Raw genomic sequence first — 14,357 nt, 5'->3', positions numbered from 1 at the left:
CGCCCCCCACACGTGCGAACGCGAACAAAGGAGATGGAACCATGTTATCTGGCTCTCTTGAAGTGATCGGCCTGATCGTGCTGGCGATTTATATCATCGGTATGTTGGGCATTGGTGTTTACTGCAACAAAAAGTACGCAAACAACCTCAGCGGCTTCCTGACGGGGGGCCGCAACCTGGGCCCGTGGGTCTTTGCCTTGACCTACGGCTCCACCTACCTGAGCGCTTCCACTTTCATCGGCAATACCGGCACGGCTTACAAGGCGGGCATGGCCTACCTGATGATGCCCGTGGCGCAGGTGGTCCTGCTGCCGCTGGGCCTGATCTTCTTCTCCCACGGCCTGCGCAGGGTCTCCGTGCGGCTGAACGCGATGACTCTGCCCGAGTACATCAGCAAGCGTTTCAAAAGCAACTTCGCCAGCATCATCGCCTCCGTGGTCATCATCATCTTCATGGTGCCCTACATGGTGGGCGTGATCAAGGGCGGCGCCCTCTCGCTGGCCAGCCTGCTGGGGCTGAGCTATGAGGTGGCCGTCTTCCTGGTGGCGGGCGTCGCCTGCGTGTACCTGATCTTCGGCGGCTACATGGCACGCTGCTACACCGACGTGATCCAGGGCCTGCTGATGGCCTTCGGCATGCTGGCCGTTCTGGTGGCGGGCTTCTTCATCGTGGGCGGCCCCACCGAGATCGCCGCCGGCGTGGCTGCCTCCGACCCGGCCCTGCTGGAGACCCCGGGCCCCATGGGCTGGAGCAACCTGTTCCTGTTCTCCGCCGTCTACGCCCTCACCCCCTGGGGCCTGCCCCAGCTGGTGCAGACCAACTTCACCATCAAGGACAAAAAGACCATTTACGTTTCCTCCATCGTGCTTTCCATCTGGCTGGGCGCCATCCTGATCGGCAGCATGATCATCGGCAACATGGGCCGCGCCTACTTCGGCGACCAGTTCATCGACAACCCCGACCTGGTGTTCCCGAACCTGGTGCTCACCTTCTTCCCGAACATTCTGGGCGCGGTGGTCATCGTGGCCGTCATCGCGGCGGCCATGAGCACCATCGACGGCGTGCTGATGACCAGCGGCAGCGCCTTCGGCGTGGACATCTACAAGAAGTTCATCCGCAAGGACGCCAGTGAAAAGCAGACCATCCTGGTCTCCAACATCACGATGTTCGTGATCATCGCGGTGGTCATCGTGGGCTCGTTCATGGAACTGCCCATGCTCTCCTACCTCAATTCCTACGCGTTCAGCGTCATCGCCGGCACCCTGGTGGTGCCCGTGTTCGCGGGCGTGTACTCCAAGAAGGGCACCACGGCCGGCTGCGTGGCCTCCATGCTGGCCGGCGGCCTGGGCACCCTGTTCTTCTACATGGTCATGCCCGGCGGCAACTACATCCTGGGCTGCCCGCCGTTCGTGTCCGGCGCCATCGTCTCCACCATCGTGTTCTTCGTGGTGAGCAAGTACACCCAGCCTCTGCCCGAGGCCTTTGTGGAAGACCTGTTCTCCAAGGAGGCCGAGGAGGGCGCCTATGCCTCTGAGAACATCGAGATCGGTTCCGAGAAGTAACACCCGTTTTCCCGCACGGGGCCCCAACGGTCATGGGGGCCCCCGCGACCTCCCGCGCCGGCGCCGCCCTTTCGGGCCGCGCCGGCGCCCACCCCAGAGCGCCCGACGGAACGCGGGGCGCTCTGCGGACCCCTGCATCGGAAACGGCGGCGGGCGGTACCCGCCCGCCGCCGGATCCCGCACGCGGAGCACGGCGCGGATGCGCCACACACGTTTTCGAACCGGGAAGGTGAAAGCCGCAACAACATCACGCACACCCGGACCGCACCGCCGGTCAGCGGGGACGCGCCCGGAGGGCGCGGGCCTTTGGGCCGGCCATTGGCGAAGAGAGCAAGCGGCAGGCGCAGCGCCGGCCGTTCATGATACAGCATTTTCATCGGCACAGGCCGAGGGGCGTTTTCTTTTGTGAATGAACGCCGCACCGCGGCGAAAGTAAAGATTGGAGGGACCTTATCATGGCAGGTTTGTTGGATGGAGTAAAAGTTCTGGACCTCACCCGCGTTCTGGCGGGCCCCTACTGCGGCATGATGCTGGCGGACATGGGCGCCGAAGTGACCAAGATCGAGCTGCCGGGCCGCGGCGACGACGCGCGCCGCAATTTCCCCCTGGTGAACGGCGAGAGCGCCTATTTCATGAACCTGAACCGCAACAAGCGGGGCATCACCCTGAACCTGAAGAGCGAAAAGGGCAAGGAGATCTTCCGCGAGCTGGTGAAGCAGTCGGACATCGTGCTGGAGAACTACCGCCCCGGCGTGATGGAAAAGCTGGGCCTGGGCTATGAGGACCTGAAAAAGATCAACCCGGCCATCATCTACGGCGCGGTCTCCGGCTTCGGCCACTTCGGCCCCTACTCCAAGCGGGCGGGCTACGACATCATCGGCCAGGCCATGAGCGGCCTGATGAGCACCACCGGCTGGCCCGACACCCCGCCCACCCGCACCGGCACCGCCATCTCGGACGTGATGGGCGGCATCAGCTGCTGCGTGGGCGTGCTGGCGGCCTATGTGAACCGGCTGAAGACCGGCGAGGGCGAAAAGGTGGATGTGTCCCTGGTGGATTCCATGGTGTCCGCCCTGGAGATCATCAACATCATCTACCTGTGCACCGGCCGGGTGCCCAGCCGCATCGGCAACCGGTACGAGTCCATCTATCCCTACGACTCCTTCAAGGCCAAGGACGGCTATGTGATCATCGCCTGCGGCAACAACAAGCTGTTCGATCTGCTGGTGGACGTGATGAAGAAGCCGGAACTGCTGGAGAACCCCCATTTCTCCGACAACAACGAGCGGGTGCTGCACCACGACGAGCTCAAGCCCATCATCGAGGAGTGGCTGCAGGACAAGACCATCGACGAGACGGTGGATATGCTGCTGGCCGTGGGCATCCCGGCCGGGCCCATCAACACCATCGACCGCGTGGTGTCCGACCCCCACATCGCCGACGCCCGGCAGATGTTCGTGGAACTGGAGCACCCGGTGGCCGGCAAGATGAAGGTGACGGGCAACCAGCTGAAGTTCACCAACAAGAAGGTGGACATCAGCCGCCCCGCGCCGCTGCTGGGCCAGCACAACGCCGAGGTGCTGGGCGAGAAGCTGGGCTACACGCCCGAGCAGGTGGCCCAGCTGAAGGAGGAGGGCGTGCTGTAACGGCGCCGCCCCGCGCCGGGCACGGCAGGCCCGCGTTCGCACACAGGGCGGCGGGCGGCCCTTTGCAGGGCCGCCCCGCGCCGCGCACAACAACAGGAGGCGTTTTGTGATGAACACATATCCCAACAAGGTGGAACTGGTGGAGGTGGGCCCCCGGGACGGCTTCCAGAGCATCAAGGAGTTCATTCCCACCGAACTGAAGAAGGAGATCATCGACCGGCTGGTGGACGCCGGCTGCACCACCGTGCAGGTGACCAGCTTCGTGCACCCCAAGGCCATCCCCCAGATGCAGGACGCCCGGGAGGTGGCACAGTATGTGCTGGAGAAATACCCCGGCCTGCGGGCCTACGCCCTGGTGCCCAACCTGCGGGGCGCCCAGAACGCCTACGAGGCCGGCCTGCGGGAGATCAGCTATGTGATCTCGGTGAGCCCGGGGCACAACATGGCCAACGTGCGCCGCACGCTGGACGAGTCCTTTGCCGAGCTGGGCACCATCCTCTCCACCTACCCGGACATGAAGGTGGTGCTGGACGCGGCCACCACCTTCGGCTGCCCCTTCGACGGCGAGGTGACCCTGCAGCAGGTGATGGACTATGTGCAGCGGGCCTATGACCTGGGCATCCGCGACATCGACCTGTGCGACACCATCGGCGTGGCCACGCCGGTGCAGGTGGAGCGCACGGTGCTGGCGCTGCGGGAAAAATTCCCCGACGTCACCTTCGGGGTGCACATCCACGACACCCGCAACATGGGCATGGCCTGCAGCCTGGTGGCGATGCAGTGCGGGCTGACCCGCGTTTCCACCACGGTGGGCGGCCTGGGCGGCTGCCCCTTCGCGCCCGGGGCCTCCGGCAACACCGCCAGCGAGGACTTCGTCTACATGGCGCAGAAGATGGGCATCGACACCGGCGTGGATTTTGAAAAGCTGCTGGACACCGCCAAATACCTGCGGGAGAAGGTGCCGGGCAACTACTCCGGCCACCAGATCAACATCCAGAAGCCCCAGTGCACCATGGGCTGAGGCCGGCGGCCGGGCGTTGCCGCCGCCTTCCCGGGGGAGGCCCTCCGCCCGGGCGTGCGCGGCGGAAGGTTTCCGCAGGCAAAAAATGCCCGATGTGGTGCCCCCGCCCGCGCGTGCATGGCGCAAGGCGCCCTTGCGCGCCGCTTTGCCCGCCCAAAACCCTGCATTCCAAAAAAGTCCGGTCAGCCGACCGGGCTTTTTTTGCGCGCCCCCTTTTCTTTTTTCCACAAATGGTGGATAATGGAAGCAACTGAACGGAACGCCGTCTGCTGCGGCAGGCCGCGGCCGTACCGCTGGAGGGATACGCTTTGATCGAACGTGTAAAACCGCTGAAACTGTGCGCGAAAATTCTGGGCGGGGCCTGCCTGCTGTTCGCCGCCATGTACCTGGTGGAGGGCAAGTTCCTCAACGCCTTCTTCCTGCTTGCCATCACCGCGCTGCTGGTGGTGCCCACCCTGCTGTGGGCCAGCGAGCGCAACGCCCTGGTCTTTGCCCGGCTTTACGCGGTGTATGTGAACATGATCGTGCTGCTGTCGGCCTCGTCCACCGGCAATTTTCTGCCCAGCACCCCCCTGTACATCTGCGCCATCGCCCTCAGCACCCTGCTGCTGGACCCCGGCCTGGTGATGCTGTGCACCGGGTTCAGCGTGGCGGCCTTTCTGGCGGAGGTGGTGCTGCTGAGCGTCACCGGCGGGGCGCTGGTGGCGCCCGTCATCCTGCTGGTGGAGTGCCTGGTGGCCATCCTGGTGAGTTCGCTGCTGATGCAGAGCACCCTGCGGATCGCCCTTCGCTACCTGGCCGAGGCCAACAAGAGCCATCAGGAGGCGAACAAGCTGTTTGAGGAGCTGGAGGCCAGCCGCCGGGAGGAGCAGGAGGCCTTTGCCCGCCAGGGCGCGCTGCTGAAACAGATGGATCAGATCGCCGACCAGGTGAACAGCGACGCGCACACCCTGGCGGACCAGTCCGACAACCTGGCCCGGGGCGCGTCGGAGCAGGCCACCTCGATGGAGCGGCTGAGCAACGCCGCCGGCCAGATGACCGACAAGGTGAAGGACACCGCCGGCCGCGCCCAGCAGATGCGCCAGGAGGCCCAGAACATGCAGGGCCAGGTGGAGGCGGGCGCCGGGCATATGCAGGAGATGCTGCGGGCCATGTCCCGGATCCGGGAGAGTTCCCTGGCCATCGAGCGGGTGATGCAGACCATTGACTCCATCGCCTTCCAGACCAACATCCTGGCCCTCAACGCGGCGGTGGAGGCCGCCCGGGCCGGCCAGGCGGGCAAGGGGTTCGCCGTGGTGGCGGACGAGGTGCGCAGCCTGGCCAGCAAGAGCGCCGAGGCGGCCAAGGGCACCGGCGAACTGATCGACCAGTGCCTGCAGGCCATCGAGAACGGCAACCAGGTGGCCGGCGACACCGCCACCGCCCTGAACTCCATCAAGGAGAGCGTGGACATGGTGGCGGCCCACACCGGCGAGATCTCGGACATGGCGGCCGAACAGAGCGATATGGTCCTGAACATCCACAATGAGATCGAGTCGGTCTCCCAGGTGGTGCAGATGACCGCCGCCTCCGCCCAGGAGAGTTCCTCCACCAGCCGGATGCTGCAGCAGCAGGCCGAACAGCTGCGCGCGCTCAGCCGCTCCAAAACCGGTCCGGCGTCGGTTTGAGCCCCGGGCCGGACCCCGGCGCGGCCCCGCCCGGCGGCGGGCGGGGCATAAATCCCCCCAAACGCGCAAAAACCGCTGACCTGTGAACGGTCAGCGGTTTTTTCATGCGTCCCGAAGGGTGCGCCGCGGGGGCCCGGCGGTTTTGCGGGCTCTCTGCGGCAGGATCGGCGCGGTGAGGCCCGCAGGGCAGGGGACTGCCTCCCCGGCGCCGGGCCTGCCCGCCGCGCCGCGCAGCGGGCGCTCAGACCCGCTTCCAGCGGCCCAGCAGGCTCTTTTTGTAGTGGGCGCGCTCCTCCCGGGCCCGGGCGATGTTCGGCGCCCGGTTCAGGAAATCCACCCCCATGGCGATGTCCTGGGGCATGCCCAGCCCCTCGCAGTAGATGCGCCCCAGCACATAGCAGCTGCGCTCCTTGTCCTTGGTCTGCCAGGCAAGCTGATAGGCCTGCTGGTAGTCCGGGGCGGTGCCCCAGCCCTCCAGATAGCACTGGGCCAGGTAGGGGCAGCTGAAGGTGTCCTTGCACACCTCCAGGTCCTGTTTGAAGTACCCGAATGCCTTGGCCGGGTCCGCGGGGACGCCCTTGCCGAAGAAGTAGACCAGCCCCAGGGCGCTGTAGGCCAGGCTCTCTCCCTCTTCCAGGGCATGCTCGTAGCAGTAGAGGGCCTTGGCCGGGTCCTTTTCCACCACCTCGCCCTTCTCAAAGGCCAGCGCCAGATTGTACCACAGGCCAGGCTGGCCGCCCTCGGCGGCCTTCAGCCGCCACTGCACGCCGCCCGCCTTGTCGCCGGCCTCCTCCAGTTGCTGCGCGTAGAAGAACTGGTGCACGGGATAGCCCAGTTCCGCGCCCTCCCGGTAGATGCCCGCCGCCTTCTCCGGCTGGGGGGCCACATAGTCCCCGTCGCCGTTCTGGTAGTAGTGGCAGAGGTTGTTGCCCGCCAGGTACATGCCGCCCCGGAAGGCCCGCCAGAACCAGTCCTCACACTTGGCCACATTCTCGGCGATGTAGGCGTGGGAGGCCGCCTCGTCGGCAAAGTCCTGCCGGCTCTTGCCGTCGATGGACAGAAAATCCCACCAGAAGTAGACGTTACCGATGGTGTACTGGCAGAAGGCGTCGCCGCCGGCCGCCTTGTCCAGCACCTGCTTGAAAGCCTGCTGCAGGGTGATGGGGCACTTGGACTGCCACACCGGGGTGAGGGCGCCGCTGCGCTTGCCCACCAGCACCCCCAGGGCGCTGCCCCGCTGGATGGAGCGGTGCAGCAGCTTCATCACCTTTTGGTCGTCCTCGGGGAAGTGGTGGCCCGACCAGACGTACTGCACGCCGCTCAGGCAGCGGGCCAGCACGCAGTCCGCGTCCCCGTCGCCCGCCTCCGAGGCCTTCACCAGCAGGTCGAAGCCCTCCTGGCCCCGGCGGCCGCCCAGCCGGTTGTCGTAGTAGATGTACTGCAGGGCCTGTTCCACTTCGTCACTGAAAAATTTTCCCATGTTCGCTTCGCTTCTTTCTTTGTGATTTTGAATGGTTCAGTTGTGGTTCAGTTGCGGGCCGGCTGCGAAAGGCCGTCCGCCTCCAGCACCAGCAGTTCCCCGGCCCGGCACAGCAGTTCCGCCTCGGCCCGGATGTCCTGCCGCTGCCCGGCGACGGGCTTTTTCACCGACGCCTCAAACACGCTGCGGTCGTTGTTCACCGCCACATACAGCGACCGCCCCACAAAGGCCATGGCGGTCTGGCTCCCCGCCGCGTCGGCAAACCGGACGATCTGCTCCAGCATCTGCGGCGTGAGCAGATAAAAGGCGTTGTGCTCGTCCGCGGCGAACACCTGGAACCGGCGGTTGAAGGCCTCGTTTTCCACCTGCACCCGGTGGGGCGCGGTGCGGCCCTTGAGGTCGCTGAGCAGTTCCTTCTCGAAGATCTGCAGATGGCCGAAGCTCCACTTGGCCTCCCGGGGCAGGGAAAAGCGCATGATCTGCCCGCAGAAGATGGTCTCCTCCCGGGTCTTTTTTCCGCTGCGCTTGAGATACTTGGTGACCACGTCGCCGCAGGCGAAGGGCAGCCCCCGGTAAACGCCGGTGAGCAGGTCCTCGCTCCCGTAATACTTCGCGTCACCGGTGGCCACCACGCAGCTGTCCCACACCTCGTTGTAGGAAAACCCCTTGCCGGGGGCGTAGCGCAGGTCCTCGAAGCCGCCCATGGCGCGGATGGTGTCCACCACATAGGTCTGTTTAAAGGCCAGGTTGAATTTCTGGTAGGCGCCGTGGACCATCCCAAAATACAGCAGCGCGTACAGCCCCACCGCCAGCAGCAGGGGCAGCAGGAACACCCCGCCCGCCAGGCTGGCCAGGTTCGAGGTGGTGACCTTTTCCCCCGCCGCGACAGCCAGCCGGACCGTCGCCGACACCAGCACCACAAAGGCCGCCGCCGACACGGCGATGGCGATGCGGTCCAGCTTGCGGGCGCGCAGCCGCAGCTGTTCCATCTCTTTCTCGCTCATGGGCCTCACCTCAGTCAAAGTTGGCCTGGAAGGTGCGCTTGCTCTCCTCGGCCTCGTAGAAATCCGCGGGCTCCATGTGGCACAGGCCCGCCACGATCATCCAGGGGAAGGTGCGCACCGTCTGGTTGTACAGCGACACGTTGGCGTTGTACAGCCGCCGGGCCGCCTGCAGATGCTCCTCCACGTTCACCGCCGCCCGCTGGAACTGGTCCAGGGAGATCCAGGAGTTCAGTAGGGGATACTGCTCGTACAGCGCGTCGATGCCCGAGGAGACGCCGTTCAGGTCCCGGTGGGCGGAGGCCAGCGTGCCGATCTTCTGGTTCACCGCCGAACTGCGGTCCTGCCGGGCCTGCTGCATGCTGGCGTCCGCCTGGGCCCGCAGCTCCCGGGCCCGCTCCCGGCCCCGGGACCCGCGCCCCTGGCGAAAGCGCCCCCGCTCCAGCTTGCGGCGGATCTCCTCCACGTTCCGGCTCTGCCGGTCGATCTCCTGATCGATGCTGCGCATGGCCTCCGCCGAGGCCGCCTCCTGCTGATCCAGCCGGCGCTGCTCGCCCGCCGTGCCGCTGCGCAGCGCCGTCACGCCGGTCAGCGTCTCGTACTCATGGGAGAGGTACTTCTTCACCGCCGCCAGCAGCTCGCCCAGCAGGTCGCACCGCTTCTCCAGGGCCACGTCGATGCCGGAGCCCGCCTCCTCCACCTTCACCGCCAGCCGCTGCAGCCGGTTGTACGCCAGGATATACCCCGCCGCCAGCAGTATGACCACGCCGGCCACCGCCAGCGCAACGATCCCCGCAGTTCCCATCCTGTTCCTCCCTTTCCGAACCTTGGTCCTGCCTTGCAAAACGCCCGCCCCGTTTGTGTCCCGGGCGGGCGCCGTTTCTTCTATTATAATAGATAGCCGGCGAGGGGGCAAGGCTTTCGTGGGGATTTGTGCCCCGTTTGCCTTGGGCCGGCCGCCGGCGCACAAACGAACAGGGAAGGGGGTGCGGCGCACTCCCTTCCCTGTCTTTTGTTGTCTCAGTCCAGCGGCACCTTGTTTTGCACCCGGTTGTTCAGCAGGATGCGGTTGAACCGGTCGAAGTCGCTGTAGATAAAGCTGTAGAAGATCAGATCCACCAGATAGAGCATGGTCAGCCGGGCTGTGGTGGTGATCAGGCGGTTGATGGCCTCGTTGCTCGCCACATAGAGAATGAGGTCGTATTGGTCCTGAAACCTGCCCCGGTTGTCCACGTTGGTGATGAGGATGGTCTTGGCGCCCTGCCCGCGGGCATACCGCAGGTTGCGAAGCACCGACTTGGTCTGCCCCGAGTAGGAGATGCCGAAGCACAGCATCTCGGGGGTGGCGTTCATGGCGGCAAAATACTGCGAGTTGTCTTCGTCATAGGTTTTGGCCGTCACCCCGATGCGGTCCAGCTTGTACTCCAGGTCCCGCCCGATGAGGGAGGTGCTGCCGTTGGCGAAGATGTTGATCTTCCGCGCCTGCTGCATCCACGCCACCACGGTGTCGATCTGCTGGTCCGTCATCAGGTCCCGGGTGGCAATGAAGGACTTGGTGATGTTGGTCAGGTGGATGTTGGTCTTGGAGGACAGGGCGTAGTTGTCCCGGATCTCGATGACCTCCCGGCCCTGCTCGCTGTCCAGCAGGAATTTCAGTTCGCTGAACCCGCTGACGTTGAGTTTCTTGCAAAAGCGGAACACCGTGGTGGAGGAGACGTGGCAGATGTCCTGGATGTCCTTCACTTTCAGGCTGGAGTAGCTTCGCATGCCCAGCAGCGCGAAGGCGATGCACGCCCCCGCCTGGCCCATCATGCCGGCGTTGCGGATGGGCTGGTAGAAGTTCCGGCCGGTCTCCGCCAGCATGTTGATGTCAATGAACCACAGGCCGTGGTGCATGCCGGTGATGACCAGCACCTGCTGCAGGGCGCCGCAGATGAAGCCGCCCAGCCCGATGGGAAGCTGCAGCACCATGAGGAAGAACTGGAGCAGGCCCGCCTCCACCAGCTGAATGACGGGGCCCACGCCGAACAGGATCAGGAAGAAGCTGCAGGCCAGGGTGAGGATGGGGGTCAGGATCATGTCCACCACATTGGGCACCACCTTGCGCCACAGCCGCTCAAACAGGGAAACGAAGTACCCGGCCACGATGGCCACCATCACCGAGCCCTGGTAGCCCTTGACGCTGATGGTAAACAGGTCAAAGAAGGGCACCTGAAGCAGCTCGGCGTTGCCTTTGCCCACCGCGCCGCCGGCGGGCAGGCTGCTGGAGAGCAGCATCAGCCCCAGCACGAAGCCGTACAGGGGGTTGCCGCCGAACTTTTTGGCGGCGCTGTAGGCCACCAAAGCGGGCAGGAAGGTGAAGCCGGTGTCAATGAGCACCGAGAGCACGGTGTACCAGGCGCCGGTGGTGCCCAGAACGCCGCTCTCCGTGAGGAAGGTGCGCACCCCCATCAAAATGCCGCTGGACACGATGACGGGGATCACCGGGATGAAAATGTCGCCGAACAGGCGGGACACCTTCTGCAGCACCGTGCCGCCGGACTTTCCGTTCTCCGAGACCTTGTTGTTCTCCTGGAAGATCTTGTCCACTTCCGCGTACACCTTGTTCACGATGCCAGTGCCCAGGATGATCTGGTACTGGTTTCCCACCTTGTTCAGGCCCTTGACCATCTTGACGCCGCGCATCCCCTCCTGGTCGAGCAAGGATTCATCATGAAGTTCCAATCGCAGGCGGGTCATGCAGTGGGTGGCGCTGACGATGTTGTTCAGGCCGCCCGCTTGCCGGATGATGGCTTCGGCTGTGGTTCTGAATTCGCTCATGGTTATCCTCCTCCGTCTTTTTTCAGGCTTTTATCCAGATGGGGCTGGCCCATCCGGCCTCTCCGCTTTTCAGCAGCACTTTGATGAAAAAGCTGTCCTCCTCCCGCTCCAGGGGGGGCAGAACGTCCTCCACCGTCATGTGGTAGGCCTCCTTTGGGCAGGCCCGGTGCACCAGCACCTTGTAGGCGTTGTGCCAGAAGGGGTCTTCCCGGTAGTACTCGCCAAAGCCGAACCGCTCTTCGAGCAGCTGCCGGGCCTCCTGCTCCTGGGCGAACAGCACCGACTCCTCCAGCAGCCGGGCGATGGGGATCTCCTGTCTGACCCCGTCGATCCACACCTCGATGCTGTGCCGGATGTCATCGGTGATCTCCACGATCACCGACTGGTTTTGAATGTTGGGGCTGAAATAATTCTTTTGGGACAGCTTGCCCTGGCCGGGCAGGTCCTTCCTGCTCACCACCCGCATGGACAGACACCCCTCGCTTTGGGTGAGGATGGCGCTGCCCGGCGAGGTCCACAGCTTTTCCACCGATTCGATCCTGCCCCGGGTCTTCACCTGGATGTCCCAGGTCTTTTGGCAGATGTCGGGGAAGTTGCGCCGGTCGGGCCCCCAGCCCGCCTCCAGCTCGAACTTGAAGGTCACCGGCCCGGTGTGCCTGGTGCGCTCGTAGGTGCCGGCGTGGGTGTACACCCGCGCCACCACCCCGTTCTGGTAGAGCTCGATGCGGTCCACCGCCTGCCCGGCCACCACCTCCGCCCGCAGGCGGTTCTCGCCCCGGGAGGGGATCTCACTGCCCAGAATGGCCCCGTTGACCTGGTAGTCCAGCAGCATCCGGCTCCGGGTCACCGCGTAGGTGTGGCGGTTTTGGATGGCGCTGTAGATCTCGTCGCGGTCGTAGCGGCCGGCCACCACCCCGAAAAAGCCGTTGCCCGCGATGGCGGGGCACACATGGTTGTCCCCCGAGGCGATAAACCCCACCTTGATGCCCTGCCGGATGGCGTACAGGGCGGTGCCCTGCTCGGTGCGGGGGCCCATGTGGATGTGGACGTTGAGGGGAATGGCGCAGTCGCTGGATTCGCTGCACCCGTGGCTGGAGTAGATCTCCATCACCGGGGAAAATGCCTCGTCGTTGGTGGCCCAGTTCTTGCCCCGGTGGCCGGGCATGTACCCGGTGTGGTGGGGTATGCCGATGCACTCCGCCGGGCGCAGCTGCTCCACCAGTTCCCGGTAGGTCAGGGGCATTTTCATCCGGCTGTCGTAGTGTTTGAAAAACACGTTGTGGTCGCCGTCGGCTCCGCTGCCCTGCCACTCGTAGGCGGGGAAGGTGACAAAGCCGTCCTTCTTTTCCTCCAGATACCGGCACAGCCGGGAAAAGTCCTCGTCGTACCGGGCGGGGGGCCAGGTGTCCTCAAAGTGAAAGCCGGCGGCGTTTTCGTTGATGAAAAAGGGATAGTACACCGGCGCCCAGAAATCCAGCATATCCCTGGCGAAGTCGTACCAGCGGTCCAGGTCGTCCAGCTGGTTGGAATGGATGTTGGAGTGATAATCGCTGAAATAAACCTTGTGCTCCATCTCACTTCACCTGCCAGTAGTCCCGGTTGGCCCGGATCAGATCCTCCAGGATGCCCTTGGCCCTGCCGGTATCCGTCACTGTGCGGTTGAGCACCAGGGCCTTCAGGGCGGCGTCCCTGTCGCCGTTCAGCAGGGCGTCCACCGTCAGGCACTCGTACGCGTACTGGTTTTCCAGCAGCCCCTTGTAGAAGGTGGGGATGTTTCCCATATGCAGGGGGGTGACGCCGTTGGCGTTGACCAGGCAGGGCACTTCCACCATGGCCTCCGGGGGCAGGTTGGGGATGATGCCGTTGTTGGGGGTGATGATGATGAAGGTGCGGTTTTCGTTGCGGATGATGGAGGAGGCCAGCTCCACGATGTAGGTGCCGTGGACCCCCTTTTCCAGCCCCGAGCCCCGGATGCTGCCGTGCTCCACAATGTACTCGCACATCTGCCGCACATGCGCCACCCGGTGATCCATGACGAAGTTGGCCCGGGTGTAGCGGGGGTCCATATGGGCGGCCATCTTTTCCGGGTAGAGGTAATATTGCAGGTAGGTGTTGGGCACATACCCCTCGCCGTCGAAGTCCCGCACCATCTCACCCAGCTGGGCGAAGGTCTCCACCCAGTCCGCGTCGCCTTTCAGTTCCTCGGGCGCCGCGCTGCCGCTTTTGAGCATGGTGCGGATGGCGGGCAGCAGGTCCTTGCCCCGGGGATCGTACAGGTTGGTGAACCAGCCAAAGTGGTTGAGCCCGAAGTAGCGGGGGGTGAGGTCCTGCCGCTTCATGCCCAGGCTCTCGGCAAAGGCGTCCATGATGGCGATGGGCATATCGCAGAGATGGATCAGCCGCCGGTCGCCGGGGAAAAGGCGCTTGGTGGCCTCCGCCACAATGGCGGCCGGGTTGGAGTAGTTGATGATCCAGGCCCGGGGGCTCTGCGCCCGCACCGCCCTGACGATCTCCGCCACCTGGGGCACGCTGCGCATGCCGTAGGCAAACCCGCCGGCGCCGCAGGTCTCCTGGCCGATGCAGCCGTGGCGCAGGGGGATCTTCTCGTCCTGCTCCCGCATCCTGAGGCCGCCGGCCCGGATCTGCATAAACACAAAGTCGGCGTCTGCAAAGGCGGCGTCCAGTGTGTAGCACTCCCTCACCTCCACGCCGCCCATGGCTTCTTCCACCATGACTTTGGCGGCCTCGTATACCATGTGCTGCTTGTCCGGGTCCACGTCGAAGAGCACGATGGACCGGAGGGGGAACACCTCCCTGAAGTCGCACAGTGTTTTGATCATGGGCAGAGTATAGGTGCTGCCGCCGCCGCAGATGACCAGTTGATAGCTTTTCATACCGTTTTCTCCTTGCTCCTCCGCCGGGGTTTGTTGTTCGGGATGGGTCGACTATAACACACCCGCCGCCATTGTAAAAGACGTTTTGCGCTTTCCGTATTTTTTTCAAAGGAAGAAAAAATTTACTGTATATTTTCGCAGGCCGCGAAGGCCATGATGCCGCGGGTGCTCAAGCGCCCGGAACTGCTGGCGCACTCCTGCGCCACCCTGTCCCGGCTGGTGTGCAGCCCCGCCCCCCTGCCGGTGGGCGGGGCCTTGTGTTGTCC

10 protein-coding genes are annotated in these 14,357 nt (G+C 64.5%); 4 read left to right on the top strand and 6 right to left on the bottom strand.

The annotated features are described in order from the left end of the window. The first annotated feature begins 41 nt into the window (after positions 1–41). From ACH2A7_RS08775 to ACH2A7_RS08760, 4 genes are all read left to right on the top strand, one after another. Positions 42–1,562, top strand: coding sequence for a sodium:solute symporter (locus tag ACH2A7_RS08775; protein WP_394961439.1), 1,521 nt, complete (start codon positions 42–44; stop codon positions 1,560–1,562). Positions 1,563–2,017: 455 nt separating this feature from the next. Next, on the top strand, positions 2,018–3,208 hold the full coding sequence (locus ACH2A7_RS08770) for a CaiB/BaiF CoA transferase family protein (protein WP_394961438.1): 1,191 nt from the start codon (positions 2,018–2,020) through the stop codon (positions 3,206–3,208). A gap of 109 nt (positions 3,209–3,317) precedes the next feature. After that, a complete protein-coding gene (locus ACH2A7_RS08765) occupies positions 3,318–4,229 on the top strand; it encodes a hydroxymethylglutaryl-CoA lyase (protein ID WP_394961436.1) in 912 nt (303 codons plus the stop codon). 308 nt (positions 4,230–4,537) lie between these two features. After that, entirely contained in the window at positions 4,538–5,896 is a 1,359-nt protein-coding gene (locus tag ACH2A7_RS08760; protein ID WP_394961435.1) for a methyl-accepting chemotaxis protein, read from the top strand. A gap of 241 nt (positions 5,897–6,137) precedes the next feature. Here the strand turns inward: ACH2A7_RS08760 and ACH2A7_RS08755 are convergent, their stop codons facing one another. From ACH2A7_RS08755 to ACH2A7_RS08730, 6 genes are all read right to left on the bottom strand, one after another. Continuing rightward, positions 6,138–7,376, bottom strand: coding sequence for a tetratricopeptide repeat protein (locus ACH2A7_RS08755; RefSeq protein ID WP_394961433.1), 1,239 nt, complete (start codon positions 7,374–7,376; stop codon positions 6,138–6,140). A 47-nt stretch (positions 7,377–7,423) separates the two neighbouring features. Further along, positions 7,424–8,380, bottom strand: coding sequence for a DUF3137 domain-containing protein (locus ACH2A7_RS08750; protein ID WP_394961432.1), 957 nt, complete (start codon positions 8,378–8,380; stop codon positions 7,424–7,426). Between the two features lie 10 nt (positions 8,381–8,390). Then, positions 8,391–9,182 (bottom strand): LemA family protein, encoded by a 792-nt coding sequence (locus ACH2A7_RS08745; protein WP_394961431.1) that lies wholly within the window; start codon positions 9,180–9,182, stop codon positions 8,391–8,393. A gap of 215 nt (positions 9,183–9,397) precedes the next feature. Then, complete coding sequence (locus tag ACH2A7_RS08740; RefSeq protein ID WP_394961429.1) at positions 9,398–11,197, bottom strand: PTS transporter subunit EIIC; 1,800 nt, start codon at positions 11,195–11,197, stop codon at positions 9,398–9,400. A gap of 22 nt (positions 11,198–11,219) precedes the next feature. After that, complete coding sequence (locus tag ACH2A7_RS08735; RefSeq protein ID WP_394961428.1) at positions 11,220–12,770, bottom strand: hypothetical protein; 1,551 nt, start codon at positions 12,768–12,770, stop codon at positions 11,220–11,222. 1 nt (position 12,771) lies between these two features. Beyond that, positions 12,772–14,091 carry a 6-phospho-alpha-glucosidase gene (locus tag ACH2A7_RS08730; RefSeq protein ID WP_394961426.1) on the bottom strand — a complete coding sequence of 440 codons (1,320 nt, stop codon included), beginning with the start codon at positions 14,089–14,091 and terminating at the stop codon, positions 12,772–12,774. Positions 14,092–14,357: the final 266 nt, after the last annotated feature.

Origin of the sequence: Candidatus Allofournierella merdavium (assembly GCF_944382735.1) — a bacterium.
In the GTDB taxonomy this organism is placed as follows: domain Bacteria; phylum Bacillota; class Clostridia; order Oscillospirales; family Ruminococcaceae; genus Allofournierella_A; species Allofournierella_A merdavium.
Note: the sequence above shows the minus strand (reverse complement) of the source record. Positions and strands in the feature narration are given on the sequence as shown.

Coding starts and splice junctions, on each gene's coding strand:
- ACH2A7_RS08770 (WP_394961438.1), top strand. CDS start 2,018: ATGGCAGGTTTGTTGGATGGAGTAAAAGTTCTGGACCTCACCCGCGTT.
- ACH2A7_RS08730 (WP_394961426.1), bottom strand. CDS start 14,091: ATGAAAAGCTATCAACTGGTCATCTGCGGCGGCGGCAGCACCTATACT.
- ACH2A7_RS08735 (WP_394961428.1), bottom strand. CDS start 12,770: ATGGAGCACAAGGTTTATTTCAGCGATTATCACTCCAACATCCATTCC.
- ACH2A7_RS08740 (WP_394961429.1), bottom strand. CDS start 11,197: ATGAGCGAATTCAGAACCACAGCCGAAGCCATCATCCGGCAAGCGGGC.
- ACH2A7_RS08750 (WP_394961432.1), bottom strand. CDS start 8,380: ATGAGCGAGAAAGAGATGGAACAGCTGCGGCTGCGCGCCCGCAAGCTG.
- ACH2A7_RS08745 (WP_394961431.1), bottom strand. CDS start 9,182: ATGGGAACTGCGGGGATCGTTGCGCTGGCGGTGGCCGGCGTGGTCATA.
- ACH2A7_RS08755 (WP_394961433.1), bottom strand. CDS start 7,376: ATGGGAAAATTTTTCAGTGACGAAGTGGAACAGGCCCTGCAGTACATC.
- ACH2A7_RS08765 (WP_394961436.1), top strand. CDS start 3,318: ATGAACACATATCCCAACAAGGTGGAACTGGTGGAGGTGGGCCCCCGG.
- ACH2A7_RS08775 (WP_394961439.1), top strand. CDS start 42: ATGTTATCTGGCTCTCTTGAAGTGATCGGCCTGATCGTGCTGGCGATT.